The organism is Nocardiopsis ganjiahuensis DSM 45031 (assembly GCF_000341085.1).
In the GTDB taxonomy this organism is placed as follows: Bacteria; Actinomycetota; Actinomycetes; order Streptosporangiales; family Streptosporangiaceae; genus Nocardiopsis; species Nocardiopsis ganjiahuensis.
In genome coordinates this window covers 634,398-658,684 of sequence record NZ_ANBA01000002.1, presented here as the reverse complement: position 1 = coordinate 658,684, position 24,287 = coordinate 634,398, and the positions used below count along the sequence as shown (strand labels likewise).

Genomic DNA, 24,287 nt, shown 5'->3' with positions numbered 1-24,287 from the left:
GATGTGGGTGCGGTGCGCACGGTGGGAGCGGCCGCCGGGCTCACCTCCGGAGTTCCAGGTGGTCGCGCATGCGCCAGACCGTGCACAGGTGCCCGGCCGTCCCCACGAGCGCCGCCGCGGCAAGGACCGGGAGCCCGCCGCCGGTCACCGCGTTCAGCAGCAGGGGCAGAGCGCCGAACCACACCAGCGCGCTTCCGGTCGCCACCAGAACGGGACGGCTGAACGGGTGCAGCCGCACCAGGGAGCGCAGCTGCCACAGCGGCAGGAGCTTGCGCACCATGACGGCCGCCACCAGGGCCACCGCCGCGCCCGAAGCCCCGTGCGAGGGCACCAGCAGTACGCACACCGCCACGTTGGCGAGCAGCGACATCACGTTGTTGAGCAGGTTGAGCCCGGTGCGCCCGGTCATCGTCAGGACGAGATCGCTCATCCCCAGGGCCGAGGCGGCCAGCTGCCCAGCGCACACGATGACCAGGGCGAGGGCCCCGGCCGAGTACTCGGCTCCGAACAGCCGCATCACCTCGGGCGCGAACACCAGCGCGGACAGGTAGAGCGGCCAGTTCAGGCAGACCAGCCAGGACGTCCCCGCCTGGTACAGCGCGCGCACGGCCGCGTGGTCCCGGGCGGCCAGGAGCTCCGCGAACCGGGGCTGGGCGGCGTAGAGCACGGCCTGGGTGCCGAACTGGCCGACCACCATGATCCGGGTGGCCGCGGTGAAGACCGCGGCGCCGGCCAGCCCGTTCAGCAGGGCCACCATCACCACGCCGCCGCGCTGCACCCCCATCTGGGCGACCCCGCCCAGGGCGCGGGGCAGCGCGAACGCCCAGAACACCGCCGGAGTGACCCGCTCGGCCTCCGCCTCCGCCTCCGCCCCGGTCCCGGTCCCGGTCTCGGCGGGAGCGGAGCCGGGTTCGTGCGGCTCCTCGGGGGCCGCCCGGCGCACGATCCGGCCCAGCCAGAACCAGGCCAGCACCGCGGCGGGCAGGTACGGCCCGGCCCAGGCCAGGGCGAGCAGGCCGGCCGATCCGGAGGCCGCGATCATCGCCACCAGGCCCAGTTGGGCGAGCGGGCGGCCCACCTTGTCCACCAGGACCGTCACGGACATGTCGTGGTGGGCGCGGGTCGCCGCCAGCGCGGAGTCGGTGAGCACCGCGAACGGCAGGAAGAGCGCCAGCATCCGCAGGTAGGCGGCGGCCTCCTCCGGCCCCAGCGCGTCCGCCAGCGGCCGGGCGAAGACCAACAGCAGGGCGGAGACCAGGCACGCCACCAGCACGGCGGGGCCCAGCGCCAGCCGCAGCAGCGCCGGGACCCCGCCGTGGCGGCCGAACACCCGCATCCGGGCGATGAAGTAGACCAGCCCGTCCGGGGCGCCCGCGTTGGCCACCGCGGCCATGATCAGGAACACCGACGTCGCCGTGAACAGCAGCCCGGCGGTCTCCTGCGAGAACGCCCGGGTGATGGCCACGATCAGCGCCAGGTTGAGCGCGGCGCCCACCACCGCGCCCGCCATGTTGACCACCCCGCCGCGCAGGACCCGGCGCAAGCCGCTGTCGGCTCCGCCGCCGCGCCGGGTCCCGGTCGGGGTCACACGCACCACGAGGGGGTGCGCCCCCACCAGGCGGCGAGGCGGGCGTCGCTGTCGGTGAACCGGGAGGTGAGTTCGGCGCGCAGGGGCTCGGGCATCACGGCGCGCTTGCGGGAGTTGTGGCGCCCCAGAGTGATGGGCGGACCCTGCGGCAGGCCGAGGAACCGCACGACCTCGTCCAGGGCCCGGGGGCTGCCGTCGAACAGGTCCGCGTAGTCCACCACGTGCATCCGCTCGCGCCCCACGGACCGCTCCATCCGGACCAGCTGGTCGACGTAGCGTCCCCGCGCCACGTAACCGTGGTGCTGGTGGGAGTGCGAGTGGTGGCCGGGATCCTCCATCAGCCGCTCCTCGGTCCCGGCCAGCCGCTTCTCCTCCAGTTCGAGCGCCCGTGCGAACGGCTCGGTCTCGAACCCCCGCGCGGTCTCGTGGGCGTGCGCGGAGTAGGCGCGCTCGACCGGGTCGCGCAGGATCACCACGATCCGCACCTCGGGCAGCTCGCGGGCGATCCGCTCGGCCGCCAGCGGGTGGAACAGGTAGTAGGGGCTGGACTCGAACACCCGGGTCCGGGGCCGCCCCCACCGTGCCCGCAGGGTGGCGCGCAGCGGGAAGTGCGAGCGGTACCAGCTCAAGCCGTTCCGGTATCCGGTGTCGAAGTAGTGGACCCCCTTGCGCAGCACCGGGCCGGTCGCCGCAGGGTGCTGGGAGAGCGCCTTGAAGAGCGAGGTGGTGCCCGAGCGCTGGGCCCCGCAGACGAGGAAGTCGGGGAGGGCCCTGGCGGTACTGGTCATTCCGCCCAGGCCGTCGGCCAGGGGGAGCAGGGCCCGCCTGGCCGGTACGGCCAGGCGGTTCAGGGGCGAGGTGGCCCGGGGCATCGCGAGCTCCTTCGGTGTGCGTCGGTGGGTCCCCGGTCGTGGACGGGGACGGATGGGTGTCGGCACTCGGTGTTGCGGGTCGGTGTGACGCGGTCCTCAGCCGGTGTGGGCGGCCTCGTGGGCCGCTCTCTCCTGGAGTCCCTCCAAAGCGGGCAGCAGCCAGTCGTCGACGGCCGCGAAACCGCCGCCGGCCTCCGCCTGGCGGTCGTGGAGGTAGCGGGTGGCGAGGTCGATCAGGTACAGCGCCATCACGGTGGACACGGTGTGGTCCCGCAGGCCGCTCTCCGCCATCAGGGGGTCGCGGAGCAGCCGGGAACCGCTGTCCAGCCACCGGTGGACGCCCGGGTGGACCCCGGCCTGCACGGACTCGTTGAGGTCGTAGTGCAGGGCGTCGAACCCGGCCGGCGCGTCCATGGCGAGGCGCTCCCAGTCCCAGACGAAGGCCCTGCGCGCGGTGCTGGCGATGTTCCACCTGGTCAGGTCGCCGTGCCAGGCGCCGAAGGGCAGTGACACGTCCGGGAGGCGGTGCAGGGCGGCCCGCAGCGGGGCCGCCTCGGGGCGGGCGCCGAGCTTGGCGATGCGCTCGTCCAGGGTTCTCCGGTAGGGACTCTCCGAGAGTCTGCGCTCGCGCACCCGCGCCAGTCCCACGATCTGCGTGACACAGCGCAGCAGCTGGTGCCGGGTGGGCCGGTCCGTCTGGTCGCCGACCGGCAGCGCCTCCTGCACCAGCAGGGGGTGCCCGTTCCACTCGCCGTCGTAGAGCAGGCGCGGCACGGTCACGTCCCTGAGCGTGGCCTCGGCGAGGTGGCGCAGGGCCCGGGTCTCGGCCCGCACCAGGCGGGAGGTGAGGTCGTTGATGGCGACCTTGGCGTAGCCGATGGTGCGCCCGCCCGGGGTGAGCAGGAGCAGGACCGGCTTGCGGTTGGCACGCGGCGGCCCCACGTGGATCGCGATGGCCAGTTCCCGGTCCAGGGCGGTGGTGAGCGCGTGCTCGATCCCCGGTCCCGCGCCCACGTACAGCCGGTCGCGCAGCAGCAGCGGGGCGATCCCGGTGGCGAACGCCCCGGTCAGCAGCAGGGTCTGCAGCCGCTCCCGCAGGGAGTGCCCCTGGGCGAAGGAGGTGATGCCCCGCGTCGCCGCCGAACGGTTGTGCGCGGGCAGGATCACCCTCGGGTTGTGCGCGTTGGGCACGGGCAGGTACTGGTTGCCCCGGTTGCGGTGGGCCATCCGCCGCACCGCCCCGTCACCGGGGCCGAGCAGGCCCCCGCAGGGCCACAGAACCGCCGCGAGGTCGGTCAGATAGGTGGTCTCGCTGTTCACCAGGCACCCCCGCCGGTGCGCGCGGTCCCACTCCGTCGGAGCACCGGTTCCTCGCAGCGCCAGAGCAGGGCGACAGCGATCATGGTGACGGCGAGAGGGGACATGAGCGCGACGTAGAAGAACATGTACCAGAACAGAAGCAGGACGGTCAGCAGAGCGCCCTGACCGACCGGCGTCGACGCGGCCCGGTAACGCCAGGCCGCCCGCGCGAAGAACGCGAAGAGCAGGAAGGTGCCCACCCAGCCGCTGGAGATCAGGGTGATCCACAGCTGACCGGCGTTGCCGATCACGTGCTGTCCGCAGCCCGGGCACTCGGGTGTGGGACCGACCGCGATGGAGTCGGAGCTGCCCAGCGCCTCCCGGGTGGTGCCCCAGCCGTTGACCGGGGACAGGTTCGCGGCCTCGACGGAGGCGGCGTTGGTCGCCGCCCGCCCGTCGTCGCTGTGCGGATGGTCCGCGCGGGCCTGGACCACGTCGGCCAACGGCGACAGCGCCAGGACGATCAGCACCGCGGCCACGGTCACCGCCCCGGCGCCGACCAGGACCACCCGCCCCCGGCGCAGCGCCTGGGCCGCGCCGAACGCCAGCGACAGCGCCAACCCCGCCCACAGGGCGCGGTTCAGGGAGTACACGATCGGGACCACGGACAGGGCGACCACGGCGAGGGCGCCCCACCGGGTCCACCCCGAGCCCTCGACGAACCAGCCCACCACGACCCACACCAGCAGCAGGGACAGCATGTAGCCCCAGACGTTGGTGTACTCCCAGGGGGCCTTGGGGCGGGCCGACTCGACCCCGCCGAAGACATCCATGATCTGCGCGGACGCCGGATGGATCAGGGTCTGCACGTAGGGGTCGGCGGCCAAAGAGCCGGGGACCAGGTACTCCAGCGGAGCGGTGAACTCGAACCGGGGCGCGAACATCCCGAGGTAGCCCCCGACCACCGTGACCAGGCACAGGACCGCCAGGGCCCACACCACCAGCCGGACCGGCAGCTCGCGTTCGGTGAGGTTGCCGACGTACAGCAGCAGTACGGTCAGCACCAGGTAGTTGACCACCCGCACCAGCGCGCCCGCGTAGCCGCCGCTGTCCGGCACCGTCCCGGGCATCTCCAGCGGGATCAGGGCCAGGCCCAGGACCGTCCACACCAGGAACAGCCCCCACAGCCCGAAGCCCGGCGGGACCCGCAGCCCGACCGTCCGGTGGCGGCGTACCAGCTCGGCCAGCATGGGCACGGCGAACAGCCAGTAGGCGAACTGCCCCATGCCCAGCGCCCACCACAGCGGATACCCCGCCAGCAGCCACACCAGGGGCCACCCGGTCACCGGAGAGGATCCGCGGCGCGGCGCGGCGACGCGGGCCGTGCCCGGCACGGCCCGGTCTCGGACGGCGGCGCCCCGGCCGGTCAACGCTGTGACCCGGCGGGCGCCGCCCCGTTGCCGACGGAGGCGGGAGCGGCGGAGCGACGCGGTCGCGGGGCGCTTGCATCACTGGAGCCCTCGCTCTCCGAACCCCCGGTGTCGGCCCCGGCCTCGCTGGGCCGCCGGGGAGCGGGCGGAACGGGCGCCGACGGCGCCGGCACGGGTTCCGGCCCCGGCTGGCGCGGAACGGTGATCGCGCCCGGAACGGTGACCCCGAACCGTGCCCCGGCGGTGACCGTCCCGATCAGGTCCGCGCGGCGGGTCCGGCCCAGCTCGACCACCGGCAGCAGCAGGTCGGCGGAGGCGGCCAGGGCGTGGGCGTCGGCGCGCTCGCCGACGGCGGCGGTGGCGATCACCACGAACTCGGCCTGCGGGCGCAGCAGCTCCACCAGCTCCGCCGCGCCGCCCTGGACCGGGGCGGCGGTACCGGACCGCCCGTGGCGCAGTACACGCAGGCGCGGTACGGCGGCGGGGCGGACCTCCAGGTCGGCGGGGTCCTCCCCGTCGACCATGACCTCGTTGAGGCCGGGGCCCTCGGTCAGCCCGAGGAGTTCGGCGGCGGCGCCGGTGCGCGGGTCGGCGCAGACCAGCAGGGTCTCGGAGCCGGTCCGGGCCAGGGCGGCGGCCAGGTTCACGGCCGCGGCGGTGCCCGAACGCCCCGGCGTGGTGCCGGTGACCACGAGCACGCGGCCGGGCACGGGCGCGTCGTCGGTGACGGTGCCGGCCGCGTCGGGGCCGGCGTCGGCGAGGCGGGCGCGGACCAGGTGCGCGAGCTCGTTGGCGCGCTGGCCGTCGGGGTCGGCGTCGGTGAGCAGGCCGGGGGAGCGGTCGGGGTGCTCGCCCGGCGCGGACAGGTCCAGCAGGACGGGGACGGTGCCGATCCGGGCGGTGTCCTCGGTGTCGTGCACGCGCGGGTCCAGGCGGTCGCGGACCAGGGCGGCAGCCAACCCGGCGACGAGGCCGAGGGCCGCTCCGGCCACCAGCCACAGGAGCGGTACGGGAGAGGAGGGGGACTCGGGCAGGTCGGCGGGGGTGATGACCTGGCCGGGGGAGACCGTCTCGTGCAGGGCGCTCAGCGGGCTGATGCCGTTGCCCAGGTCGCCGATCTCCTGGCGGAGCGCGTCGGCCTGGGCGTCCGTGCCGACCTGCTGGGCCCCCGCGGCCGCGGCGTTCTCCGTGGCCAGCTCGGTCAGTCGCTCGTAGAGCTCCTCCTGCTCTTCGCGCAGGGCCTCCAGCCTCCCGCTGATGAGGGAGCGGGCCTGCTCGCCCCGGTGTTCCAGGTAGGAGGCGGCGAGGGCGTCGGCCCCCTCCTGTGCGGCCTCGGGGGAGCGGGCGGAGTAGTGGAGTTCGAGGATGTTGCTGTTGGACGGGACGGTCACGTCGATCCGCTCGCGCAGTTCGGCGGGGTCGGGGTCCCCCGGGAGCGCCTCGGCCATCCCGGTGGTGACCTGGTCGGAGACCGCGATCTGGGCCTCGCTGTCGAGGTTGACGTCACCGGTCAGGCGGCCGACCTGTTCCCCGGTGAACTCGGCCATTCCGGTCGGGCGGACCTGCACGGCGGCGACGGAGGTGTAGGTCGACGGAACCGCGAGCACCCCGGCGGTGGCGAGGACCAGCCCGCCGAGCACTCCGGCACCCACCAGACGCCACCGGCGCCTCAGCAGAGCGGTGTACTCCTTCAGTTCCGGTCCGGGCGAGCCGGGGACATCGGTGTCCATCGGGTCCTCTCCATGCAGACATGACAGCACTTTTAGTGAGCGATTGCATACTAAGTGTAATCCCTTTGGGTGTGCCTGGTGGTTTGAGAAACAGCCCTTTTCCCAGACAGTCCTGTCCGGAAACCGGTGGTGACGTGGGTACTTTCCCCGGAAACGCCGGAGGGGGCGGCGGGTCCCTCCCCACCGCCCCCTCACGAAGCGTGATCAAACGTGTCGAACCGTCCGTGGCAAACGCAGCTAGCCGCCGATGATCACCGGCGGCAGCCCGGTGTCGGACTCCCAGGCGCTGTCGCACTCCTTCTGGGTGGACACCGTGTGCGCTCTCGCGGAGCAGTCACGGAAATCGGTCACCTGGTCCTGGTAGACGAACAGGACCGAGACCATGGCCGCCGAGACGACGATCCCGACCACGCCCAGAGCCACGCTCAACAGCGCTCCCGGAGCCTGTGAACTGTGCGCACGCGCCGCGCGCCGGGCCCGGAACCCCTGGATCACGCCGAACACGGACAGCACGACACCGTAGGGCGGGAACAACAGCCCCGCCAAGCCCAGGAACAGTCCCCACAGGCCTCCTCGTTCGACCTTGGGCGGCTGGCCTTCGGCACGGGGCTCCGGGCTGTTGTCGGTCACAGGTTCACTCCTTCGGGGACGCCCCCGCACCGTGGGGGCGCCGTGGTCCGCTCTGTCCCGAGCGGAACGGGTGGTGTCGGCGACGCGGAACCGCGCCCCTCCGAGGCCTCCGGGGGAGGCGGAGAAGGTCCGGTCCGCGTGAGGTAGACGCTACCCGGCCCGATAGGGTGGGAACGCGGACGGGCCGAGTAGGCCCAGGCCTGGCGTCTGTACCAGGTGTACGCGAACCCCGGATGCTGCGCCGTCCCCCGGCGCCCCCGGGCGCGGGGACCCGGTTCCCGCACCGTTCTTCTAAAACATGAGGGAGAAGCACGCTTTGTCCGCGCGAGTGGTGGTTCTCATATCGGGGACGGGCAGCAACATGGCCGCCCTGATGGAGGCCGCGAAGGACCCCGCATACGGGGCCGAGATCGTCGCCGTGGGAACGGACCGCGAGGGGACCCGCGGTGTCGAGGCCGCCCGGGCGGCCGGGGTGCCCACGTTCGTCGTCCCCTTCCGTTCCTACTCCGACCGGTCGGCCTGGGACAGGGCCATGTCCGACCGGATCGCCGAACACGAGCCGGACCTGGTCGTCTCCGCCGGGTTCATGCGCATCCTCGGGCCGGCCGTGGTCGGCCGCCACCAGGCGGTCAACATCCACCCGGCGCTGCTGCCCTCCTTCCCCGGCGCGCACGCGGTGCGTGACGCGCTCGCCCACGGTGTCCGCATCACCGGCACCACCATCCACTTCCTCGACGAGGGCGTCGACTCCGGTCCGATCATCGACCAGGTAGCGGTGCCCGTCGAGGACGGCGACGACGAGTCCAGCCTCCACGAGCGGATCAAGGTCGTGGAGCGGCGGATGCTGGTCGACACGGTCGGCCGCCTCTCCCGCGAGGGCTGGAGCATCGACGGCAGGCACGTGCGGTTCGGCCGCACCGACACGAAGGAGAACCGGTGACCCAGCAGGCCATCAGGCGTGCGTTGATCAGCGTGTACGACAAGACCGGCCTGGAGGAGCTGGGCATCGGCCTGGCCGAGGCCGGGGTGGAGATCGTCTCCACCGGCTCCACCGCCGCCCGCCTCACCGCGGCCGGCATCCCCGTCACCCCCGTCGAGGACGTCACGGGCTTCCCCGAGATCATGGAGGGCCGGGTCAAGACCCTGCACCCCTCCGTGCACGCCGGTCTCCTCGCCGACCGGAACAACCCCGACCACGTCGCCAAGATCGACGAGCTGGGCATCGCCCCCTTCGACCTGGTCGTGGTCAACCTCTACCCCTTCTCCGACACCGTGGCCTCCGGAGCCTCCGAGGCCGACTGCATCGAGAAGATCGACATCGGCGGCCCCGCGATGGTGCGTGCCTCGGCCAAGAACCACGGCAGCGTGGCGATCGTGGTCGACCCCGCCGGATACGACGCCACCCTCGAGGCGGTCCGTGACGGCGGCTTCACCCTGGCGCAGCGCAAGGGCCTGGCCGGACTGGCCTTCCAGCACACCGCGGCCTACGACGCCGCCGTGGCCGGCTGGTTCGCGGACGCCTACGCCCCCGACCCCGACGCCGAGTCCACCGGGTGGCCCGCCTTCCGCACCTCCGTGTACACCCGCGAGGCGGCCCTGCGGTACGGCGAGAACCCGCACCAGAAGGCGGCGCTGTACACCGGGGCGGGTTCGGCCGGGGGCGGCCTGGCCGGTGCCGAGCAGCTGCACGGCAAGGCCATGTCCTACAACAACTACGTCGACTCCGACGCCGCCCTGCGCGCCGCCTACGACTTCGACGAGCCGTGCGTGGCCATCATCAAGCACGCCAACCCGTGCGGCATCGCCGTGGGCGCGGACAACGCCGAGGCGCACCGCAAGGCGCACGCCAGCGACCCGGTCTCCGCGTTCGGCGGCGTGATCGCCACCAACCGCGAGGTCGGCGCCGAGCTGGCCGCGCAGATCGCCGAGATCTTCACCGAGGTCGTCGTCGCCCCCGGCTTCACCGCCGAGGCGGTCGAGACCCTCTCCAGGAAGAAGAACATCCGCCTGCTGGTCGTCACCGACCCGGACCGGGGTCCGCGCGTGGAGACCCGCCAGATCAGCGGCGGCCTCCTGGTCCAGGACACCGACGTCATCGACGCCGAGGGCGACGACCCCGCCACCTGGACACTGGCCACCGGCACCGCCGCCGACGAGGCCGTCCTCGCCGACCTCGCCTTCGCCTGGAAGGCCGTGCGCGCGGTCAAGTCCAACGCGATCCTGCTCGCCGCCGACGGCGCCACCGTGGGCGTCGGCATGGGCCAGGTCAACCGGGTCGACTCCGCCGGGCTCGCGGTCTCCCGCGCCGGTGACCGGGTCAAGGGCTCCGTCGCCGCCAGCGACGCCTTCTTCCCGTTCGCCGACGGCCTGGAGATCCTCACCGGGGCCGGGGTGCGCGCCGTCGTCCAGCCCGGTGGTTCGGTCCGCGACGCCGAGGTCATCGCCGCCGCCGAGGCCGCCGGGGTCACCATGTACCTCACCGGCACCCGCCACTTCTTCCACTAGCCAGCGAGGAGCAACGCATGAGCGCGATCGTTCTGGACGGAAAGGCCACCGCGAAGGCCATTCGCGAGGAGCTGACGGAGCGGGTGGCCAAGCTGCAGGCCAGGGGCGTCACCCCCGGTCTGGGCACCGTCCTGGTCGGCGACGACCCGGGCAGCCACTCCTACGTACGCGGCAAGCACCGCGACTGCGCCCAGGTGGGCATCGCGAGCATCCGCCGCGACCTGCCCGCCGACGCCACCCAGGAGCAGGTGGAGCAGGCCGTCCACGAGCTCAACGAGGACCCGGCCTGCACCGGCTACATCGTGCAGCTGCCGCTGCCCAAGGGCCTGGACGAGAACCGGGTGCTCGGGCTGATCGACCCGGCCAAGGACGCCGACGGCCTCCAGCCGGTCAACCTGGGCAAGCTGGTCCTCATGGAGAAGGCCCCGCTGCCGTGCACCCCGCGCGGCATCGTGGAGCTGCTCAACCGCTACGAGGTGCCGATCAGGGGTGCCGAGGTCGTGGTGGTCGGGCGCGGCGTCACCGTGGGCCGCCCCCTCGGCCTGCTGCTGACCCGCCGCTCGGAGAACGCCACCGTCACCCTGTGCCACACCGGTACCCGTGACCTGGCTGAGCACACCCGCAAGGCCGACATCGTCGTCGCCGGCGCCGGCGTGCCCGGTCTGATCACCAAGGACATGGTCAAGCCCGGTGCGGCCGTCCTGGACGTGGGCGTCTCGCGTACCGACGACGGCCTGGTCGGCGACGTCGCCCTCGACGTCTCCGAGGTCGCCGGGTACATGTCCCCGAACCCCGGCGGCGTGGGCCCGATGACCCGCGCCATGCTGCTGGTCAACGTCGTCGAGGCCGCCGAACGCCAGGCGGGCCTCCAGGCCTGACGCCTGATCACCCCGGTGCCCGGCCCCGCCCACTCGGCGGGCCGGGCACTTCGCGTCCGCGGAGTCGCCGCTCGGAGCTCAGCTGGCGCGGCGGGAGGAGCCGCCGACGGGCATCGGGCGGACCAGGCCCAGGGCCACCACCTCGTTGGCCAGTCGGGTGCGCCGGTTCTGCCCTTCCGGGATGCGGAACTTCTGGTAGAGCCGCAGCAGGTGCTGTTTGACCGCCGCCTCGGTGACCACCAGCGCCTCGGCGATGTCGCGGGCGGTGGCGGGGGCGACGAACGCCTCCTCGGACAGGGCGGGCTGGCACAGGGCGGTGAGCACGTCCAGCTCGCGGCGGGTGAGTTCGGGGGCGGCGCCGCGGCGGAGCTCGATGTCGGGGCTGAGCTGCTCGCTGGGCAGCCCGCCGATCCGGCAGCGGGCGGTGCCGAAGCTCACCACGTCGCCCTCCTCCAGCACACGGCGGGCGATCGGGCGGCCGTTGACACGGGTGCCGTTGCGGGACAGGCCGAGGTCGACGACGTAGACGTAGGGTCCGCGTCGGACCAGTTCCGCGTGGAGCTGGGACACGCTGGGGTCGTGCAGCCGGATGTCGGCGCCCTCACCGCGTCCGACCGTGGTGACCTCGCCGGAGAGCGGGCGGACGTCCCCGCTCTCCTCCAGTCGTAGATAGGGGCCGTCCACGGTGACTCCTCCCGTGCTGCTCGGGCGCGGTCGGTGGGGGTGCGGTCGGCGGTGGGGGAGTGGAGCCTGTCGGGGGATGGCCGATCGGTCGACACGTCGAGTGGGCTTCATGGGGGTGGGTCCTCGCTCACCGGTGCACTCGTCTCCACCCTTGGTTACCCGGCCGGTACGCGTTCTACGCGCTTACTTCGGAGTTAGGCGGATAAGGCGCGGAAATACGGCTCTGTGACCGAACCGGAAGTAGGAAACGGTCACAGGTGTCCCCCAAGGGAGACAAGTCCGTTTCCGTGAGCTCTGGGGCTCCGGCTGTGCCGTTCCCTACAATGGGGGAGGTCTCTCCAGGAAAGGGCGCCCCAGTTCGTTCGGGGCGGCCGGAGCCACCAGGAACATGAGCCACACTGGAGTGCTGTTCGATTTCGGACAGCGCCCTCCCGACGGGTGGCCGGTCTGTGCCAGACGCCCGGGGAGAGGCCGTGAGAACGAGCCGCGCGGCGGCCAAGCAATTCGGAAGCGAACAGGTGTCGGGACGCGGTGAACGACGCGGAGCAGACTGACGTGGCGGAGTCGGACGGCAAGGACCCGGGCGACAGGGACCCGGACGACGGATCGGGCAACGGCCCCGACCAGGGCCCGGGCGACGGTTCGGACGGTGCGCGGGGCGGCCGGAGGGAAGTGCCGTACTGGCTCTCCCAGGTGCCCTACGCCCTGGTCCTGTCAGCCCTGGCGGCGGGGATCGTGATCGTGGCCGCGGCCTACTTCAAACGCGGTCCGGCGATCATCTCGGGTGCCCTGCTGCTCGCGGCCACCTTCAGGCTGTTCCTGCCCAAGGACTGGATCGGCCTGCTGGCGGTACGCCGGCGATGGATCGATCTGGTCACCCTGGTGACGCTCGCGGTCCTCCTGATCGTGTTGGCCTGGGTGGCGCCGCAACTCTCCTCCTAGGCGTCGAATAAGCTTGATGTCGAGATACCGCGACACCGACAAGCACCGCCTCCCCGGGCAGCACGGACACCGGGCGGGATCAGGGGATTGCCGCGCGCGCGGAAACAGGACCGGCCACGAACCGGTTCCGGCTCTCCGCCGCACGAGGCGGTAGCGAAGACTGAAGGGACAGCCACACAGCCATGGCCAAGATCAAGGTCGAAAACCCCGTAGTCGAGCTCGACGGCGACGAGATGACACGGATCATCTGGTCCTTCATCAAGGACCGCCTGATCCTGCCGTACCTCGACATCGACCTCAAGTACTACGACCTGGGCATCGAGGAGCGCGACCGCACCGACGACCAGATCACCGTCGACGCCGCCCACGCCATCAAGAAGTACGGCGTCGGCGTCAAGTGCGCCACCATCACGCCCGACGAGGCGCGTGTCGAGGAGTTCGGCCTCAAGAAGATGTGGCGGTCGCCCAACGGCACCATCCGCAACATCCTCGGCGGCGTCGTCTTCCGCGAGCCCATCATCTGCGAGAACGTGCCGCGGCTGGTGCCGGGCTGGACGAAGCCGGTCATCATCGGCCGTCACGCCCACGGCGACCAGTACAAGGCCACCGACTTCAAGGTGCCCGGCCCCGGTACGGTCACCATGACCTACACCCCGGCCGACGGCAGCCAGCCGGTCGAGTTCGAGGTCGCGGAGTTCCCCGAAGAGGGCGGCGTCGCGATGGGCATGTACAACTACCGCAAGTCCATCGAGGACTTCGCGCGGGCCAGCCTCAACTACGGCCTGGACCGGAACTACCCGGTCTACATGTCCACCAAGAACACCATCCTCAAGGCCTACGACGGCATGTTCAAGGACGTGTTCGAGGAGATCTTCGAGGCCGAGTTCAAGGAGAAGTTCGCCGCCGCGGGCATCACCTACGAGCACCGCCTGATCGACGACATGGTCGCCGCCGCGCTCAAGTGGGACGGCGGCTACGTCTGGGCGTGCAAGAACTACGACGGCGACGTCCAGTCCGACACCGTCGCCCAGGGCTACGGATCGCTCGGTCTGATGACCTCGGTCCTGCGCACCGCCGACGGCAGCACCGTCGAGGCCGAGGCCGCCCACGGCACCGTGACCCGTCACTACCGCCAGCACCAGCAGGGCAAGCCCACCTCGACCAACCCGATCGCCTCCATCTACGCGTGGACCCGCGGTCTGGAGCACCGGGGCAAGCTGGACAACACCCCGGCGGTCGTCGAGTTCGCGCAGACCCTCGAGGACGTCGTCATCAAGACCGTCGAGGGCGGCCAGATGACGAAGGACCTGGCTCTGCTGGTCGGCTCCGAGCAGGAGTGGCTGACCACCGAGGAGTTCCTCGCCGCCCTGGACGAGAACCTGAGCAAGCGCCTGGCCTGAGCGCCGGTCGCCGAGGACCTCCGCGCGGCGGTCATGAGCCGACGGCCGCGATGAGACCTTGACCACGCCCGGGTGCCCCCGTGAGGGGGCGCCCGGGCTTTGTCGTCTCCGAAAGCCCTGGGAGGGGGCGAGAAGCACGAAAGGCGGTGTTCGCGGGGGTTCGGGACTCCCGGTCGACAGAAGTTCATCGGCGTGTTTCCCGTGTTCGGGCCCCATCGGGAGTGGCGTGGTGGGAGGATGGCAGAGCCGGAGAGGGTCCTTCCGGGCTGGGTGCGACGTAGGACACGTGAACACGATTCGCACCTTTCGCGAACTTTGACCTATTGTGGAGACACGCCGGTGAGAACCGGCAGGCCAGAGCGGGTTTCGTGCCCCTCGGCCACCATGAGCCGACGTGCCGGCCGTGCGCCCGCTGGGGGGTAGGCGCGCACAGTACGGAACGTCACGAAGAAGGGCCCGTCACTCCGGTGACGGGCCCTTCGCTCGTTTCTGGGGGCGGCCCCGTTTCGGGGGCCCGGTCCGGGGGCTTCCGGGGGAGGCCCCCCGTGGGGGATCAGTCCGACATGGCCTCTTCGGGGATGGCCTCGCCGTTGCGCATGGCCTCGAACATCTGCTCGGACTTGACCTCGTCCCACAGCACGACCGAACCCACTCCGTCCAGCGTCGGGGTGTCCCCGACCGGGACGGCGGTGGTCGCGGTGCCGCCGCGCATCGCCAGCAGCATGCTCGCCAGGTGACGCAGCTTGTCGCCCTCGTCGACCATGAACGTGTCGGTGCCCGCCAGGACCAGCGGCACCGACTTGAAGGGGTTGAACATCGTGGAGGGGGCGCTGGCCTCCTGGATCAGCGCGGAGAAGAACTCGCGCTGGCGCTGGATGCGGTCCAGGTCGGCGCGGGGGGTGGCGCGGGTGCGTACGTAGCCCAGCGCCGTGCCGCCGTCCATCTCCTGGCAGCCCGCCTCGATGTCCAGGCCCGCCTTCGGGTCCGCCATCGGCTCCTCGGGGCACAGCTCCACGCCGCCGACCGCGTCGACCAGGTCGACGAAACCGCCCATGCCGATCTCCACGTAGTGGTCGATCCGCACGTCCGAGGCCTGCTCGAAGCTCTGCACGAGCGGGGCCGGACCGCCGCAGACCTCCTCGCCGTCCTCGCCGGTGCCGCACACGGAGTCGGCGAAGGCGGTGTTGATCTTGTTGTCCGCGTAGCCGGGGATGGCCATCGGGACGTAGGAGTCACGCGGCACGCTGACGATCGTGGGGTCGCCGTCGCGGGGCATGTACAGCACCATGATCGTGTCGGTGCGGCGGCCCTCGGCGCGGCCGGTGGCCAGCTCCTGGATCTGGTCGTCGTCCAGGCCGTCGCGGCTGTCGGAGCCGACGATCATGTACGTGGTCCCGGGCTGGCGGTCCGGGCGGCCCTCGTAGTCCTGGAGGGCGTCGACCCGCTCCAGGCGGGAGTCGGCCCAGAGGTAGAAGGCTCCGGGGACCACCAGCAGCAGCACCAGCACGACGACCAACGTGTTCCGGGCGGTCTTCCGGCGGCGCTGCTTCGCGCGCCGCTGGTGCCCGCGGCCGTCGTACTCGCGTCCGGCGCTGTGGGTGCGGCGCTTCCTCGGGCGGTGCGGGGGGACCTGGTCGGCCGGGGGGAGCCGCCGCGTCTCGCCCATCACCCGCTGTTCGGATTCACGCGGGCGGTACAGCTTCTCGAACTCGTCCGGCTTTCCGGGGTCGCCGCCGCGCCGGAACACGCCCCCTCTGTCGTGTTCACCGGTCGAGCCGGGTTCTCCCCGGTGCCGTTGATCAGCCATCGAATCGCCTATCTGCTCCGCCGTGTGTCCTGGGTGTGTCTTATGTCCCTTGTGATCGCTGAAAGAGTAGTCGGGTTCGCTCCGATCTCCTCCAGCGCCCGTGGGCCGTTCTCCCGAGCGCCGCGGGGGCAGGGGTTCCGGGAGCGGGATCAGACCTTCCTCCGGGCCCCCTCAGCGGGCAGGGCCGCGCGGATCCGCGGCCGGGGCCACCCTTTTTCCGCGAACGCGCCCCGGACCGCCTCGGCCAGGCCGGCCACCCGGTCCCCGGGCACCAGGGCGAAGGCCGTTCCCGCCCACCCCGACATCCGGGCGCCCCTGGCCCCGGCCCGCGCGGCGGTCTCCACCGCGAGGTCGACGGAGGGGAGGGGGAGGTCGAAGCGGCGCAGGGACAGGTGCGAGGCGGACAGGACCGGACCGGTCTCCGCGACGCGGCCCGTGCGCAGCAGGCCCACCGCCGCGTTGAGCCGGTGCACCTCGGTGACGGCGTACTCCACCCGGTTGCGCAGGACGGGGTTCTGGAGGTCGCGCAGCGCCCCGGGCAGGTCCTGGACGGAACGCAGCGGTCCCAGCACGTCCTGGGCCCGGCCCAGCTCGGCGGCGCGGACCGGGCGCGGGTCCCGTCGGGGCAGCGCCCCGGTCTCCAGCACGACCAGCCGCAACCCGGCCCCGGCGAGGTCGAACGGCAGCACGGTGGTCCGGCCGCTGGCCAGGTTCACACGCACCGCGTGCCCGGCGCGGGCATCCAGTGCCACGCCCTGGTCCGCGGTGCTCCCGGTGGGGCGGTCGGCCCCGGCGAGGTCGGCCAGCGCCAGGGACACCGCCGCTCCGACCGCCGCGGAACCGCCCAGGGAGGCGTGCGCGGGAAGGTCCGACCCGAGAAGCACCCGCACACCCGTTCCGGCGCCCAGGACGCCCCTGTCGCGCGCGGCGGCCACGGCCCCCGCCGCCGCCTGGGCCGAACGGTCCCGGGCGCTCAGCGGGCCGCTGGGCGCCGCCACGCGCAGGCGTCCGTCCGACGTGGTGCCGACCGCGGCCGCCACCCCCCAGGGCAGGGCCGCGTACAGGGCCGCGCCGCCGCCGGCCGCCGTGTGCTCGCCCAGGAGCGCGAGCCGTCCCGGCGCGTGCCACAGCCCTTCGGGGGCGGCGCGAAACGCCCTGGAATACGCGGCGAGCAGCGTTTCGTCGTCGGGCGCCTCGGGCCAGTCCCCGACCGGCCCCCCGGTCCGCGCCCCCAGCACCGCGCGCACCCGCGCCCCGGTGATCCCCACGTTCCGCCCCCGCTCTCGTCCGAAGGCGTCCACCGCCCCGGTGAACACCGGGTCCAAGTCTGCCGTCACTTCGGTACCGGCCTGGCGTGGGGTTTTCCTTCCGGCGGAAGGGCGAGGCTAGGGTTACGGCCCGTGTATGCGCGGGACTGCAGGGGGTGCTCGTTCGAGCGTCAGGCGTAGACGAGGATGCAGTGTTGACCTGAACCCAAACCCCTCCGCAAAGGCGCCGAACACGGGCCGAAGCGAAGCGGAGGCCCAGAACAGGCAGGGGACACCTATGGCCGCAGTGGTGGATCGGGCCAAGGACACGGCCCGGCACTACCAGAACGTGGCGATGGACGGCTACTGGGAGCTGAGGCGTCGGCACCCGTCCGTCGACCACCTGGTCCGTGCCTACGAGCGTTACGCGGACCGCAACGGGAACCAGCTGGCCGGCGCGGTCACCTACTTCGCGTTCCTGTCCTTCTTCCCACTGCTGGCGCTGGCCTTCGCGGTGGTCGGTTTCCTGGCGGCCCGGCAGGTCGAGCTCACCTCCTACCTGGAGGAGGGACTGGACGAGGTGCTGCCGGGGCTGTCCGAGCAGCTGCCCATGGACCAGATCGCGGACGCCCGGGTGGGCGCGAGCGTGCTGGGCCTGCTGGGCCTGCTGTACGCGGGCCTGAACTCGGTGTCGGCGCTGCGCGAGGCCCTGCACACGATCTGGCTGAAGAGCCTCAAGCAGGGCCCCAACTTCGTGCTGCGCAAGCTGGCCGACCTGTTGGTCATGGTCGGGCTGGGGACGGCCCTGCTCCTCACGGTCGCGTTCACCAGCGTCATGCAGACCGCCACGGTCTGGCTGCTGTCCCTGGTGGGCCTGGACGGGTCGTTGATAGCGAACCTGTCGTTGCGCGGGTTGGCCCTGGTCATCGCCATCGGCGTGAACATGTGCCTGTTCCTGCTGGTCTTCGCCCTGCTCTCGGGTGCGGGGCAGCCCACCCGGACGATGTGGCGGGGCGCGCTGCTGGGCGCGGTGGGGTTCGAGGCGCTCAAGACCCTGGCCGCGACGCTGTTGGCGGGCACGCTCAGCAACCCGGTCTACGCGTCCTTCGCGGTGCTGGTCGGCCTGCTGGTGTGGATCAACCTGGTGATGCGCGTGGTGATGTTCAGCGCGGCCTGGACGGCCACCTGGCTGCCGGTGGCGGCGCCCTACACCGGTTCCCTCCCGCTGCCGGAGGAGAACGGGATGGACTGGACGCGGCCGACCCCGGTCCTGCGGCCGCGCGAAGCGGACCTGGCCGAGCAGAGGCTCGCCCAGCGGGTGCTCGCCCTCGGGCTGTCACTGGTGGGGGCGGTTCTCGGGGCGGCGGCCGCTGCCGCCGCGCTGGGAGGGAGGGGAAAACCGTCGGGACGGATCCCCTCGTCCAGGTGAAAAGCCATCGGAAAGAATTCGCCTTTTAGCGGCGGTTGTTTCCGTATGCGCGAGGTGTGGGGTGGGTAGTCCTCCCCTGTCCCGGATGGCCGGTTCGCCGGGATGAGCGGTGCGTCGGCCACAACGGTCGCCCCACACCTGGAGGGCAGATGGGAATCGCATTCAAGTCGTCCGAACGTGCGACGCTCGGGGTCGAGTGGGAACTCCAACTCGTCGACCGGAGCAGTCGCCACCTTCGGCAGGAGGCGCAGCAGCTCCTTGCGGCGCTCCCCGATCTCAGCAGCGAGGCGGCGGTTCCCCCGCTGCGGCACGAACTGATGCAGTCCCAGGTGGAGGTGGTGACGGGGATCTGCGAGACGGTCGAGGAGGCCAAGCGCGACCTCGGACGCAACGTGGCACGGATGCGGGAGGTGCTCGAACCGCGCGGCGCCACCCTGACCTGTTCCGGGACCCACCCGATGGACGACTGGCGCGACCAGCAGCTCAGCCCGGGCAAGCGCTACGGCGAGCTCGTCGACCAGATGCAGTGGCTCGCGCGCCGGATCCTGACCTGCGGGGTCCATGTCCACGTGGGCGTGCGCGATCAGGAGAAGGCCATTCCGATCGTGAATGCACTTGCGAAGTATCTACCACATTTTCTTGCTTTGAGTGCTTCCAGCCCATTCTGGGGCGGTCATGACACCGGACTGGCCTCCGCGCGCTCGATCGTCTTCGGCGCGCTCCCCACTTCGGGGCCTCCGCCGAACCTCCCTGGCTGGGCCGCTTTCGAGGAATACCTCGAAACCCTTCTCAGGGCAGGTACCATCGCCACTATCAAGGAAGTGTGGTGGGACATCCGTCCGCACCCGGATTTCGGCACCATCGAGATCAGGATGTTCGACGGGATTCCCACCTTGCGTGAGGTGGGAATGGCCGCCGCTCTCTCCCAGAGTCTGGTGGAGATGTTCGACCACCAGCTCGACCGCGGGTACAGCTTGCCCAGCCCGCCGTCCTGGGTGGTCAAGGACAACAAGTGGCGCGCCACCCGCTACGGACTCGACGCTCGTGTCATCACGGACGCACACGGAACCACCGTTCCGATCCGCGACGACCTCTACGAGCTGGTCCGCGAGCTGGCGCCGGTAGCGGCCCGTCTGGGCTGCGCGGAGGACCTGGACCAGATCTCCGAGATCCTGGACAAGGGTGCCTCGTACGAGCGCCAGCGGGCGGTCGTCGCCGAAGGCGGATCGCTCGAAGACGTCGTGGACATGCTCTCCGCCGAGTTCGAAGGCGACCCCACCCTTGCGACGGTCGGCGCCGGCGATGGAGCCGGTGCGCGGTAAGACGTGTAACGAAGAGGGGACCCTCGCATGCAGGGACGTGACCTGCCGGAACAGTTGACCGCTTTTCTGGCGCGCCATGAGCGGGAGCTCACGGGCTTTCGACGGGACCTGCACATGCACCCGGAGCTGGCCTTCGCCGAGCACCGCACCACCGGCCGGTTGGCCGAACGGCTGCGCCAGGTGGGCCTGAAACCGCGAACACTCCCGCAGGGCACCGGTCTGATCTGCGACATCGGTGACGGCCCGGGGCCCACGGTGGCCCTGCGCGCCGACATCGACGCCCTCCCCCTCACCGACGAGAAGGACGTCCCCTACCGCTCCACCGTCCCCGGCGCCGCCCACGCCTGCGGACACGACGTGCACACCACGGTCCTGTTGGCGACGGGCATCTTCCTCGCCCAGCAGGACCGCGCGGGCGCGCTGCCGGGCCGGGTCCGGCTCCTCTTCCAGCCCGCCGAGGAGCTTCCCGGCGGGGCGGTGGAGGTCGTCAGGGCCGGCGGGATGGAGGGCGTCGACCGGATCTTCGCCCTGCACTGCGACCCCCGCCAGGTCGTGGGCGAGGTGGGTCTGCGCACCGGCGGCATCACCGCCGCCTGCGACCAGATCATGGTGCGGCTGTCGGGCCCGGGCGGGCACACCGCCCGCCCGCACCTGACCTCCGACCTCGTCTACGCGCTCGGCAAGATCGTCACCGAACTCCCCGCCGCGCTCTCCCGCCGCATCGACCCCCGGGCCGGGTTCAGCCTGGTGTGGGGCCGGATCAGCGCCGGCTCGGCGCCCAACGTCATCCCCGACGACGCCGTCGCCGAGGGCACCGTCCGCTGCCTCGACGACGAGGCCTGGCACGCCGCCCCCGACATCCTCAAGGGCCTGGTGGAGTCGGTCGCCTCCGCCTACGGCGCCGACGCCGAGGTCACCTACCGCCGCGGCGTCCCGCCCACCATCAACGAGGCCCGCAGCGTCGAGATCATGCGCGAGGCCGCCACCCTGGCCCTGGGCGCCGAGGCGGTCGGGTCGACCCCGCAGAGCCTGGGCGGGGAGGACTTCGCCTGGTACCTGGAGCACGCGCCGGGCGCGCTGGCCCGGCTGGGCACCCACTCCCCGGAGTGGAGCGGTCCCATGCTGGACCTGCACCGGGGCTCCTTCGACGTGGACGAGCGCGCGATCGGGGTGGGCACCCGCCTCATGGTGACCACCGCGCTCACCGCCCTGTGGGAAGAGGGCGCGCCCGGGGGCGTGCGGGTGGACAGCGAGGCCCTGGCCTGACCGCCACCGCCCGCCGCTGACCGGCGCCGATCGGCGCCGACCGGTGGCTTCTGCCGGATTTTCGGCAACTTCGTGTCGCCGTGTCGGGGACCCTCACCGCCCGGTGGCATCCTGAGTAGATGAACCAGCCACTCACAGTCGAACAGATCCGGCGGGCGCCGAAGGTGCTCCTGCACGACCACCTCGACGGCGGACTGCGCCCGTCCACGGTCGTCGAACTGGCCAGGGAGGCGGGCTACACCGGACTGCCCACCTACGACCCGGCCGAGCTCGGGCGGTGGTTCCGTGACGCCTCGGACTCCGGGTCGCTGGAGCGCTACCTGGAGACCTTCGCCCACACCACGGCCGTCATGCAGAGCCGTGACGCCCTGGTACGGGTCGCCGCCGAGGCCGCCGAGGACCTCGCCGCCGACGGTGTGGTCTACGCCGAGCAGCGCTACGCCCCCGAGCAGCACCTGGAGGGCGGACTCACCCTGGAGGAGGTCGTCGAGGCCGTCCAGGAGGGCCTCGAACTGGGGGAGAAGCGCGCCGCGGACACCGGTCGGAGCATCCGCACGGGCCAGCTGGTGACCGCCATGCGCCACGCGGCGCGTTCCTCGGAGATCGCCGAGCTGGCGGTCCGCTACCGCGACGCCGGGGTCTCCGGCTTCGACATCGCCGGCGCCGAGGCGGGCAACCCGCCCACCCGCCACCTGGACGCCTTCGAGTACCTGCGCCGGGAGAACTTCCATTTCACCATCCACGCCGGTGAGGCCTTCGGTCTGCCCTCCATCTGGGAGGCGCTCCAGTGGTGCGGCTGCGACCGCCTCGGCCACGGCGTGCGCATCATCGACGACATCACCGCCAACGAGAACGGTGTGCCGGTGCTCGGCCGCCTCGCCCAGTACGTGCGCGACAAACGCGTTCCGCTGGAGATGTGCCCCAGCTCCAACGTGCAGACCGGTGCCGCCGACTCCATCGCCGGACACCCGATCGCGCTCCTGCGGGACCTGCGCTTCCGGGTCACGGTCAACACCGACAACCGCCTCCAGAGCGGGGTGAGCCTGTCCGAGGAGTTCGCCAAGCTGAGCGAGGCCTTCGGGTACGACTGGGACGACCTCCAGTGGTTCACGGTCAACGCCATGAAGTCGGCCTTCCTGCCCTTCGACGAGCGCCTGGCGCTGATCAACGGGATCATCAAGCCCGGTTTCGCGCAGCTCAAGTGGGCGACGCACTGATGGCCGGATCCGCCACCGGCTCCACCACGCACTACTCCACCTCCTCCCGGGTGATGGCGATCGTGTGGATGGTCGTCGCGGTCCTGCTCCTGCTGGACCTGGTGATGCGCGGCCAGGACCGGACGGCCTGGATCGCCGGGGCCCTCCTGGTGCTGAGCATCGCCGTGGTCCACGTCGTCTGGCTGCGCCCGCGGGTGGTCTCCACCGAGCGCGGCATCCGGATGGTCAACCCGCTGCGGGAGACCTTCGTGCCGTGGGCCGCGGTGCAGTGGGTGGACGTGGTCGACGTGCTGCGGGTGCACACCCCGGACCAAGTCCTGCGGTCCTGGCCGCTGCGTGAGACCAAGCGCGCCAAGGTCCGCGAGAACATGCGCCGCGAGTCGGGCTACCTCGACCCCGACGACGACAAGGACCCGACCGAGATGCGCCCGGTCGACCTCGTCGCCCGCGATCTGCGCCGGGACGCGGAGAAGTACAAGACACGTCCGCTGAGCGGCCCCATCAAGGAGATCGACGAGGAGGGGCCGGCCGCGCTGGGCGCCGAGGAGCGTCCGCAGACGATGGTTCCGGTCGAGGTCATCCTCGTCCTGGGTACGTCCCTCGTGCTGCTCGCGGCCGTGCTGCTGCTGGCCTGAGCTCCCCTTCCCGGACCGGACCCGGCCCCTGTGCCCTGCGCGCGGGAGGCCGGGTTCCCGGTTTTCGGAGTGTGGGGTTGACGCCTGCCCCGGGCTTCTGGTTAGGTTAGGCATGCCTAAGGGAGAGTGTTCCGGGTGGGCGGGCTTCGCGCGGATGGCCACCCACCCGGATCTTCCCCCGAAGGCGACGCGCGCGGTTCAACTGGATATCGGGAAGAGAAGGTGTCGTCAGCGCTGGTCCAACGGGGTCTGCGGGGATCCTGAGCGCGGGACGGCACCGGGGAAAGCACCGCCTCCGACCGGACCCACGGCCGGTACCGTCCATCCCACGGCCTCGGGATGTACGCTCGCCACGCCGGTACCGGACACGCCGGGTCCGGTCGGAGGCGCCCCACTTCCCTCCATGCACGACTCTCCAGTCTCCAAGCGCACGAAAGCCCGGCGGTCACCGCCGGGCTTTCGTTCTGCGTTCGTGGTCTCCCGCCCGGCCCCGGTGTTCAGGCCGCGGCCAGCACCCGGTTCAGGAGTTCACCGAGCCTGCGCGCCCGCTGGGTGACGACCTCCAGGGCGCGGTCCTCCTCGAACGGCTCCAGCACCGCGCCGACCGCGTCGTTGCTGACGACGGACAGCCCCAGGACCTCGGCGCCCATCTCCACGGCGGCGATGGCCTCCAGGGCGATCGACCGCCCCACCACGTCCGCGCCCGCCTGGCGCAGGACCTTGAGTTCGGCCGGGGTCTGGAGCTGCGGACCCGTGGTGGAGACGTACACACCCTCGGCCAGGGAGGCGTCCACCTCGTGGATGATCCGGCGCAGCCGCTCACTGTAGGCCTGGGTCAGATCGACGAAGTCGGCTCCGGTCAGCGGGGACTGCGAGGTGAGGTTGACGTGGTCGCGCAGCACCACCGGCTGGCCCGGCTGGTAGTCGGTGCGCAGGGAGCCCGCCGATCCGGTCAGCACAGCGATCCGGGCGCCCGCGGCGATCCCGGTCCGCACGGCGTGCGCGGCCACCATCGGGCCGAACCCCTCGTAGACGTGGACGCGTCCCATGAACACGACCACGCGCTTCTCACCCACCCACATGCTGCGGACCCTGCCGCTGTGCCCCTCCGCGGTGGGTTCCACGAAGCCGGGCAGCTCGGTCGCGTCGAGCTCGATGTCGGGCGTTCCCAGCGTGTCCACCGCGCCCGCCCAGCCGGAGCCGAGCACCACCAGGGCGTCGAAGCTGTCGGCCCCGGCCCGGGACAACAACTCCTTGGCCGCGGAGTCCGCCAGTTGCTTCGCCTCGCCGGTCGTCCGGGGCGGCTGCTCTGATTCACTCACAAGTCGGATACTACCGCTGTGTAGTCAGATCGTTCCGGAACGCAACGCAGAGTGTCCGGAGGGCGGAATGTACGCGTCACCTTG

General features: G+C 71.8%; 20 protein-coding genes. 10 read left to right on the top strand and 10 right to left on the bottom strand.

Going from position 1 to position 24,287, the window contains the following annotated elements; translation table 11 throughout:
• Window positions 1-40: 40 nt before the first annotated feature.
• The 6 genes from D458_RS0103545 to D458_RS0103520 form a co-directional block, all read right to left on the bottom strand.
• Window positions 41-1,615, bottom strand: coding sequence for a lipopolysaccharide biosynthesis protein (locus D458_RS0103545; protein WP_017585349.1), 1,575 nt, complete (start codon window positions 1,613-1,615; stop codon window positions 41-43).
• Window positions 1,585-2,460, bottom strand: a complete 876-nt coding sequence (locus D458_RS0103540; protein WP_017585348.1) for a sulfotransferase family protein — start codon at window positions 2,458-2,460, stop codon at window positions 1,585-1,587. Before D458_RS0103540 ends, D458_RS0103545 begins: the two co-directional genes overlap by 31 nt.
• A 96-nt stretch (window positions 2,461-2,556) precedes the next feature.
• Window positions 2,557-3,780 (bottom strand): phosphotransferase, encoded by a 1,224-nt coding sequence (locus D458_RS0103535; RefSeq protein ID WP_017585347.1) that lies wholly within the window; start codon window positions 3,778-3,780, stop codon window positions 2,557-2,559.
• Window positions 3,777-5,105 (bottom strand): ligase, encoded by a 1,329-nt coding sequence (locus tag D458_RS0103530; RefSeq protein ID WP_017585346.1) that lies wholly within the window; start codon window positions 5,103-5,105, stop codon window positions 3,777-3,779. Before D458_RS0103530 ends, D458_RS0103535 begins: the two co-directional genes overlap by 4 nt.
• 80 nt (window positions 5,106-5,185) lie before the next feature.
• Window positions 5,186-6,919 (bottom strand): hypothetical protein, encoded by a 1,734-nt coding sequence (locus tag D458_RS0103525; protein WP_017585345.1) that lies wholly within the window; start codon window positions 6,917-6,919, stop codon window positions 5,186-5,188.
• A 237-nt stretch (window positions 6,920-7,156) separates the two neighbouring features.
• Window positions 7,157-7,549: a hypothetical protein gene (locus D458_RS0103520; protein WP_017585344.1), complete on the bottom strand. Its 393-nt coding sequence runs from the start codon at window positions 7,547-7,549 to the stop codon at window positions 7,157-7,159.
• A gap of 328 nt (window positions 7,550-7,877) precedes the next feature.
• Between D458_RS0103520 and purN the strand changes: the two genes are divergently transcribed.
• The 3 genes from purN to D458_RS0103505 are packed head-to-tail and all read left to right on the top strand — an operon-like array spanning window position 7,878 to window position 10,932.
• Window positions 7,878-8,489, top strand: a complete 612-nt coding sequence (gene purN / locus D458_RS0103515) for a phosphoribosylglycinamide formyltransferase (RefSeq protein WP_026118963.1) — start codon at window positions 7,878-7,880, stop codon at window positions 8,487-8,489.
• Window positions 8,486-10,054 (top strand): bifunctional phosphoribosylaminoimidazolecarboxamide formyltransferase/IMP cyclohydrolase, encoded by a 1,569-nt coding sequence (gene purH, locus D458_RS0103510; protein ID WP_017585342.1) that lies wholly within the window; start codon window positions 8,486-8,488, stop codon window positions 10,052-10,054. The genes purN and purH overlap by 4 nt, the downstream gene beginning before the upstream one ends.
• 17 nt (window positions 10,055-10,071) lie before the next feature.
• Window positions 10,072-10,932, top strand: a complete 861-nt coding sequence (locus D458_RS0103505; RefSeq protein WP_017585341.1) for a bifunctional methylenetetrahydrofolate dehydrogenase/methenyltetrahydrofolate cyclohydrolase — start codon at window positions 10,072-10,074, stop codon at window positions 10,930-10,932.
• Between the two features lie 78 nt (window positions 10,933-11,010).
• On the opposite strand, the gene D458_RS0103500 is transcribed toward D458_RS0103505, so the two are convergent.
• Complete coding sequence (locus tag D458_RS0103500; RefSeq protein ID WP_017585340.1) at window positions 11,011-11,616, bottom strand: FHA domain-containing protein; 606 nt, start codon at window positions 11,614-11,616, stop codon at window positions 11,011-11,013.
• Between the two features lie 531 nt (window positions 11,617-12,147).
• Between D458_RS0103500 and D458_RS0103495 the strand changes: the two genes are divergently transcribed.
• Both D458_RS0103495 and D458_RS0103490 read left to right on the top strand, forming a co-directional pair.
• Window positions 12,148-12,558: a DUF3017 domain-containing protein gene (locus tag D458_RS0103495; RefSeq protein ID WP_017585339.1), complete on the top strand. Its 411-nt coding sequence runs from the start codon at window positions 12,148-12,150 to the stop codon at window positions 12,556-12,558.
• 182 nt (window positions 12,559-12,740) lie between these two features.
• Window positions 12,741-13,958, top strand: coding sequence for an NADP-dependent isocitrate dehydrogenase (locus tag D458_RS0103490; protein ID WP_017585338.1), 1,218 nt, complete (start codon window positions 12,741-12,743; stop codon window positions 13,956-13,958).
• A gap of 553 nt (window positions 13,959-14,511) precedes the next feature.
• Here D458_RS0103490 and D458_RS0103485 read toward each other — a convergent pair.
• On the bottom strand, window positions 14,512-15,765 hold the full coding sequence (locus D458_RS0103485) for an LCP family protein (RefSeq protein ID WP_026118962.1): 1,254 nt from the start codon (window positions 15,763-15,765) through the stop codon (window positions 14,512-14,514).
• A gap of 149 nt (window positions 15,766-15,914) precedes the next feature.
• Complete coding sequence (locus D458_RS0103480; RefSeq protein WP_026118961.1) at window positions 15,915-17,033, bottom strand: galactokinase family protein; 1,119 nt, start codon at window positions 17,031-17,033, stop codon at window positions 15,915-15,917.
• Between the two features lie 277 nt (window positions 17,034-17,310).
• Between D458_RS0103480 and D458_RS0103475 the strand changes: the two genes are divergently transcribed.
• The 5 genes from D458_RS0103475 to D458_RS0103455 all read left to right on the top strand — a co-directional run bounded on the left by D458_RS0103475 (window position 17,311) and on the right by D458_RS0103455 (window position 22,881).
• Window positions 17,311-18,441 (top strand): YihY/virulence factor BrkB family protein, encoded by a 1,131-nt coding sequence (locus tag D458_RS0103475; RefSeq protein ID WP_026118960.1) that lies wholly within the window; start codon window positions 17,311-17,313, stop codon window positions 18,439-18,441.
• Between the two features lie 149 nt (window positions 18,442-18,590).
• On the top strand, window positions 18,591-19,763 hold the full coding sequence (locus D458_RS0103470; protein ID WP_017585335.1) for a glutamate--cysteine ligase: 1,173 nt from the start codon (window positions 18,591-18,593) through the stop codon (window positions 19,761-19,763).
• A 27-nt stretch (window positions 19,764-19,790) separates the two neighbouring features.
• Window positions 19,791-21,029 carry a M20 family metallopeptidase gene (locus D458_RS0103465; protein WP_026118959.1) on the top strand — a complete coding sequence of 413 codons (1,239 nt, stop codon included), beginning with the start codon at window positions 19,791-19,793 and terminating at the stop codon, window positions 21,027-21,029.
• A gap of 119 nt (window positions 21,030-21,148) precedes the next feature.
• Entirely contained in the window at window positions 21,149-22,246 is a 1,098-nt protein-coding gene (locus D458_RS0103460; RefSeq protein WP_017585333.1) for an adenosine deaminase, read from the top strand.
• Window positions 22,231-22,881 (top strand): PH domain-containing protein, encoded by a 651-nt coding sequence (locus tag D458_RS0103455; protein WP_017585332.1) that lies wholly within the window; start codon window positions 22,231-22,233, stop codon window positions 22,879-22,881. The genes D458_RS0103460 and D458_RS0103455 overlap by 16 nt, the downstream gene beginning before the upstream one ends.
• 497 nt (window positions 22,882-23,378) lie before the next feature.
• On the opposite strand, the gene D458_RS0103450 is transcribed toward D458_RS0103455, so the two are convergent.
• Window positions 23,379-24,203: a purine-nucleoside phosphorylase gene (locus tag D458_RS0103450; RefSeq protein WP_026118958.1), complete on the bottom strand. Its 825-nt coding sequence runs from the start codon at window positions 24,201-24,203 to the stop codon at window positions 23,379-23,381.
• Window positions 24,204-24,287 lie beyond the last annotated feature (84 nt).

Coding starts and splice junctions, on each gene's coding strand:
- D458_RS0103540 (WP_017585348.1), bottom strand. CDS start 2,460: ATGCCCCGGGCCACCTCGCCCCTGAACCGCCTGGCCGTACCGGCCAGG.
- D458_RS0103525 (WP_017585345.1), bottom strand. CDS start 6,919: ATGGACACCGATGTCCCCGGCTCGCCCGGACCGGAACTGAAGGAGTAC.
- D458_RS0103505 (WP_017585341.1), top strand. CDS start 10,072: ATGAGCGCGATCGTTCTGGACGGAAAGGCCACCGCGAAGGCCATTCGC.
- D458_RS0103490 (WP_017585338.1), top strand. CDS start 12,741: ATGGCCAAGATCAAGGTCGAAAACCCCGTAGTCGAGCTCGACGGCGAC.
- D458_RS0103485 (WP_026118962.1), bottom strand. CDS start 15,765: ATGGCTGATCAACGGCACCGGGGAGAACCCGGCTCGACCGGTGAACAC.
- D458_RS0103475 (WP_026118960.1), top strand. CDS start 17,311: ATGGCCGCAGTGGTGGATCGGGCCAAGGACACGGCCCGGCACTACCAG.
- D458_RS0103470 (WP_017585335.1), top strand. CDS start 18,591: ATGGGAATCGCATTCAAGTCGTCCGAACGTGCGACGCTCGGGGTCGAG.
- D458_RS0103465 (WP_026118959.1), top strand. CDS start 19,791: ATGCAGGGACGTGACCTGCCGGAACAGTTGACCGCTTTTCTGGCGCGC.
- D458_RS0103460 (WP_017585333.1), top strand. CDS start 21,149: ATGAACCAGCCACTCACAGTCGAACAGATCCGGCGGGCGCCGAAGGTG.